7 protein-coding genes are annotated in these 5,194 nt (G+C 44.5%); 5 read left to right on the top strand and 2 right to left on the bottom strand.

Going from position 1 to position 5,194, the window contains the following annotated elements; genetic code table 11:
* Positions 1 to 308 (bottom strand): DUF1697 domain-containing protein (locus B0681_RS10275; protein ID WP_103034700.1); only part of this gene is annotated, 308 nt, incomplete at its 3' end.
* A gap of 12 nt (positions 309 to 320) precedes the next feature.
* Positions 321 to 1,076 (bottom strand): TSUP family transporter, encoded by a 756-nt coding sequence (locus B0681_RS10270; RefSeq protein WP_078318625.1) that lies wholly within the window; start codon positions 1,074 to 1,076, stop codon positions 321 to 323.
* Positions 1,077 to 1,403: 327 nt separating this feature from the next.
* Here B0681_RS10270 and nhaA point away from each other — a divergent pair, with 327 nt between their 5' ends.
* The 5 genes from nhaA to B0681_RS10245 all read left to right on the top strand — a co-directional run bounded on the left by nhaA (position 1,404) and on the right by B0681_RS10245 (position 5,114).
* Positions 1,404 to 2,633 carry a Na+/H+ antiporter NhaA gene (gene nhaA / locus B0681_RS10265; RefSeq protein ID WP_078318624.1) on the top strand — a complete coding sequence of 410 codons (1,230 nt, stop codon included), beginning with the start codon at positions 1,404 to 1,406 and terminating at the stop codon, positions 2,631 to 2,633.
* A 230-nt stretch (positions 2,634 to 2,863) separates the two neighbouring features.
* The gene (locus B0681_RS10260) at positions 2,864 to 3,274 is read left to right on the top strand and encodes an MliC family protein (RefSeq protein ID WP_078318623.1); all 411 of its coding nucleotides are present in this window, start codon (positions 2,864 to 2,866) and stop codon (positions 3,272 to 3,274) included.
* A gap of 323 nt (positions 3,275 to 3,597) precedes the next feature.
* Positions 3,598 to 3,933, top strand: a complete 336-nt coding sequence (locus B0681_RS10630; RefSeq protein WP_078318621.1) for a DUF2799 domain-containing protein — start codon at positions 3,598 to 3,600, stop codon at positions 3,931 to 3,933.
* Between the two features lie 74 nt (positions 3,934 to 4,007).
* Positions 4,008 to 4,115 (top strand): DUF5713 family protein, encoded by a 108-nt coding sequence (locus B0681_RS10545; RefSeq protein ID WP_228143791.1) that lies wholly within the window; start codon positions 4,008 to 4,010, stop codon positions 4,113 to 4,115.
* A 75-nt stretch (positions 4,116 to 4,190) separates the two neighbouring features.
* Entirely contained in the window at positions 4,191 to 5,114 is a 924-nt protein-coding gene (locus B0681_RS10245) for a broad-spectrum class A beta-lactamase ROB-4 (RefSeq protein ID WP_078318620.1), read from the top strand.
* Positions 5,115 to 5,194 lie beyond the last annotated feature (80 nt).

Here is a 5,194-nt window from a genome sequence, read left to right as displayed (position 1 = left end):
TATTCTAGTACAGCCCCGAGCGTTTTATCCTGCCAAAATAGTGGTAGATTTTGCCATTCATCCTGCAAGTCTTTGGCACAAATCAGCACAAAATCCACCTTCAATCCATGTATATCCAAAAGACAGTGAGCAATCTTGGCATAAAGTTTATCAACAGATATTCGGCTATCAAAAAATACATTGCCACTATTAATATAATAAGCCACATTGTTTAGACCCAGTGCCGTCAAATGATAGGCAAAATCGCTCATTACTAGCGTATTTTTACCCATCATATTCACCCCACGAAGTAACATCGCATAACGCATTTTTATCCCCAATCACCAAAATACATACCGCACCACCATCGCAAAGCACATCAGCACAATCACAGGACGGATAAATTTGGCACCGCCTTTGACTACCATCTGCGAGCCACAAAACGCCCCAATAATCTGCCCTGCCATCATCACAAAGCCCACTTTCCATAGCACTTGACCGCCTAGAATAAAGAAAATCAGACTGGCGATATTGGTCGCGAAGTTGAGTAGCTTGGCAGTGCCTGTGGCTCGGATCAGATCCATCCCTCGCAGTGCCACATTGGACAGTGCAAAAAATGTTCCCGTCCCTGGCCCTAGATAGCCATCATAAAAGCCGATCAGCGGTACGATGGTTTTTTGCCACGCGCTTTGGCTGATTTTGGGCATGCTTTCAATTTCGCCCAAGCTTGGGGCAAACAGCGTATAAAGCCCCACCCCAGCGACGAGAAATGGAATGATGACTTTTAACATCTCAGGTGGGGATAATTGCACCAACACCGTGGCAATCGCCGAACCCACAAAAGCCATCAATAAAGCAATCTTGATTTGGGCAGGATGTACGACGCCTTTTTTGATCATCGTTAGACTGGCTGAGAATGACCCTGCCGATGCTTGCAGTTTATTGGTGGCAAGGGTGGCGATCGGTGGCACACCAGACAACAACAGGGCAGGAATGGTCAATAACCCACCACCGCCTGCCATCGCATCAACGAAGCCTGCCAGCATCGCCACACCAAATAACAGCAACAATATCTCTAAGCCAAGCTGAATATCCATTACCACCCCACCCATCAAGTCATTTTATTAAAGCCAAATTTAATAAAGCCAAAAGCCCTTGGCTATTATAACGCTGGATCAAAACTGTGCCAATGATTTGGACAATTTTAACAGCCAAGCCCGGCTGTGTATCGACATAGATCAGCCCATAACACCAAAAAATCAGCTCAATCTGGATTCAAACCATAAAAAATTTCATAAATTGCGCTAAGTTTTGTAACTTAGTCTTTATCCTTACCTTATTTTTATGTTACAGTTAGCGATAAATTTACTGCCAGTGTGACAGGTGAATGATGTCTCATTTGTGACACTTTAGTTGAGATTGATATGTTTGCACGAATTAAGCGATTTTTAGAATTAGAAGCAGCAGGCGGCATCATTCTTGCCCTCGCTGCGATCCTTGCCATGATCATTGCGAACTCGCCGCTACAATGGCTGTATGATGATTTCATTCATGCGCCTGTGGTGGTTCAGATCGGTGCTTTTGAGATTGCCAAAGATGCGCATCATTGGATTAATGATGGCTTGATGGCGATATTTTTCTTTTTGGTGGGATTGGAATTAAAGCGAGAGGCGTTGATCGGTGAATTATCCGATCTCAAACAGATCCTCATGCCCGCCTTAGCGGCTGTCGGTGGGATGATCGTACCAGCTTTGATCTATGCTGCTTTTAATTATCAAAATCCCGAGCATCTGGTTGGCTGGGCGATCCCTGCGGCGACCGACATTGCCTTTGCTTTGGGTGTGATTAGCTTACTTGGAAATCGTGTGCCAAATGCGCTAAAGGTGTTTTTGGTGTCGATCGCGATTTTTGATGACTTGGGTGCGATTATCATCATTGCGCTGTTTTATACCGCCGATTTATCGCTGTTTTCATTGGGTGTGGCGGCGGTCTGCTTGCCGTTTTTGTACCTATTAAATAAAATGGGCGTGGTGCGTCTGACCCCGTATTTGATGATCGGTCTGATCATGTGGGCGGCGATGCTAAAATCAGGGGTGCATGCGACTTTGGCAGGCGTGCTATTGGCATTTTTTATCCCACTGCGTAACAAGCGTGATCCAGAACATTCACCACTTGAAGAGCTGGAGCATGATTTGCATAACACCGTGGCATTTGGTGTGCTGCCGCTGTTTGCCTTTGCCAATGCTGGTATTTCACTGGCCGGAACGAGTATAGATAGCCTACTGCATCCTGTACCGCTTGGCATCGCCTCAGGACTGCTCATCGGTAAACAAATTGGTGTTATGGCAGCGGTATTCTTATGCCTAAAACTGGGCTTGGCAGGATTGCCAAAAGGCACTACCATCAAGCAGCTGTATGGCGTATCACTGCTATGCGGCATCGGCTTTACGATGAGTTTGTTTATCTCAGGATTGGCTTTTGGCGGCATTCCAGATGAGTTCGATCCGCGACTGGGCATCATTTTAGGTTCGATCATCGCGGGCATCTTAGGCTATCTGATTTTGCGTAGCAGCATTCCTAATGCCGATCATCCTGTACTTGCCAAAGATTCTGGCGAGGGCTTTATCCCTACTGGTAACAGCGTGACTGAATGAGTCATCGCGATCTATTAGGCTGGCATTCGCCGGCCTTTTTTTAGTAAAGCTGTATCGGTTAATGGTGTAAGATTTGGGTAAGATTGGTGACATATTTATTACAGTTTTTGAGGCCAACTGCCATCCACACGAGCAGAATTTGGCATATAATAAAGCCATATGAAACATAGCTAATTTTCACCCAAATGCTTGGCATTTGACCATTCTTAACCCACTTAAAGGATATGAAGATGAAAAAATTACTTGCTTGTACGACTTTGGCCGCCCTTGCCATTACAGGCTGTGCCACTTCGACGATCAACACCCAGACTGCCTCTGTCAATACCACCGCTGACAGCGCTCAACAAAAGCGATTGATTGCGACTTATCAATGTGATGACAATGCCAGCGTCATCGCCAACTATCAGCCACAGAGTGATCGTGCTGTCCTATCCATCAATGTCCCAAGTTGGAAACTACTAAATCAAGAGATCACCATGAACTCAGCAGTGAGCGGCTCTGGTATGCGTTTTGTTAACCACACCAACCCAAACAGCCTGTATGAATGGCATGCCAAAGGTCGTGATGCCATTTTGGCTGTGACGATTGCAGGCACGGAGCATACTTTGAATTGCCGTGGCGTTGGTCAATCGCTGTCATAATCTCATCCAAATCCAAGCGGCGGCTTGTTTCATGCTGCTTGGATTTGGCATCTTGGGATATTGTATTGGCTTGATGTGACTTTGATTATCTTAATTTGCATCATCCAAGCTGATGGGTAAATTGGTCACACCTACCAAAGTATCGTAGAATATCTGATCTCTTCAACGACTTATCAGCAAAATTGCGCCATCATTTAAGGTCTGTTATGAAAAAACTTGCGCTTTTATTCGCCTTTGGTTTATCCGCCATTGTCACTGGCTGCGCGACCACCGCACAGCAGCCCCAAATCGATTGCGCTGCACCCGATTGACATGCTGTCGGTATCGAAGATGGCAAAGCAGGTCGCTATCCTTATGAAATTAGCCGCCATCAAAAGCAGTGTCAAGCCATCAAATTAACACCTGAGATTATCAAGACTTGGGAGGCGGGCCGGCAAATTGGCTTAAATAGCTACTGCACCAAAGGCAATGCCTATGAGATCGGTCAGCGCGGTTATTCACTCAATCAAGTCTGCCCTGAAGCTGGTCTGCTTGAGATTCAGCAATCGCATGCTTTGGGTTATCAGCAGTATTATCGCCGTGCGCAGCTTAGCCGTGATTGGGCATATCCTGTGTTTCATCCTTGGTATGCGCCACTACCCTATCGTTATTGGCGATGAGTTTTGACAATTCAAGTTGAATAATACGTTTCAGGCTGCCTGAACATTCATAACCCATAAAATAAGGAAACAAGATGAACATTCAAAATCCGCAAATTCAATCATACGATTTTCTGCGTGGCATGTATGATGACGGCTATTTTCCCAATTTTTTGGTTGATAAATCCCCGCGTGATTGGTAAAATTATTTTTCAGGCTGCCTGAATTTTTCAGGCTGCCTGAAAAGAAATTTATTTAGTAAAATCAAAGGATAATTTATGTTAAATAAGTTAAAAATCGGCACATTATTATTGCTGACATTAACATTAACGGCTTGTTCGCCCAATTCTGTTCATTCGGTAACGTCTAATCCGCAGCCTGCTAGTGCGCCTGTGCAACAATCAGCCACACAAGCCACCTTTCAACAGACTTTGGCGAATTTGGAACAGCAGTATCAAGCCCGAATTGGCGTTTATGTATGGGATACAGAAACGGGACATTCTTTGTCTTATCGTGCAGATGAACGCTTTGCTTATGCGTCCACTTTCAAGGCGTTGTTGGCTGGGGCGGTGTTGCAATCGCTGCCTGAAAAAGATTTAAATCGTACCATTTCATATAGCCAAAAAGATTTGGTTAGTTATTCTCCCGAAACCCAAAAATACGTTGGCAAAGGCATGACGATTGCCCAATTATGTGAAGCAGCCGTGCGGTTTAGCGACAACAGCGCGACCAATTTGCTGCTCAAAGAATTGGGTGGCGTGGAACAATATCAACGTATTTTGCGACAATTAGGCGATAACGTAACCCATGCCAATCGGCTAGAACCCGATTTAAATCAAGCCAAACCCAACGATATTCGTGATACGAGTACACCCAAACAAATGGCGATGAATTTAAATGCGTATTTATTGGGCAACACATTAACCGAATCGCAAAAAACGATTTTGTGGAATTGGTTGGACAATAACGCAACAGGCAATCCATTGATTCGCGCTGCTACGCCAACATCGTGGAAAGTGTACGATAAAAGCGGGGCGGGTAAATATGGTGTACGCAATGATATTGCGGTGGTTCGCATACCAAATCGCAAACCGATTGTGATGGCAATCATGAGTACGCAATTTACCGAAGAAGCCAAATTCAACAATAAATTAGTAGAAGATACAGCAAAGCAAGTATTTCATACTTTACAGCTCAACTAACAAATTCATTTTGTTAGAAAAAGTGAAAATTTATGAAAAAAAAACTACTTTGGATATTAATTTTGGGGCTGTACTAGATT

The sequence above is a fragment of the Moraxella porci DSM 25326 genome, from assembly GCF_002014855.1.
Classification (GTDB): domain Bacteria; phylum Pseudomonadota; class Gammaproteobacteria; order Pseudomonadales; family Moraxellaceae; genus Moraxella; species Moraxella porci.
Note: the sequence above shows the minus strand (reverse complement) of the source record. Positions and strands in the feature narration are given on the sequence as shown.

Excerpts from the sequence above, each read along its gene's own strand:
- B0681_RS10270 (WP_078318625.1), bottom strand. The coding sequence starts at position 1,076 with ATGGATATTCAGCTTGGCTTAGAGATATTGTTGCTGTTATTTGGTGTG.
- nhaA (WP_078318624.1), top strand. The coding sequence starts at position 1,404 with ATGTTTGCACGAATTAAGCGATTTTTAGAATTAGAAGCAGCAGGCGGC.
- B0681_RS10260 (WP_078318623.1), top strand. The coding sequence starts at position 2,864 with ATGAAAAAATTACTTGCTTGTACGACTTTGGCCGCCCTTGCCATTACA.
- B0681_RS10545 (WP_228143791.1), top strand. The coding sequence starts at position 4,008 with ATGAACATTCAAAATCCGCAAATTCAATCATACGATTTTCTGCGTGGC.
- B0681_RS10245 (WP_078318620.1), top strand. The coding sequence starts at position 4,191 with ATGTTAAATAAGTTAAAAATCGGCACATTATTATTGCTGACATTAACA.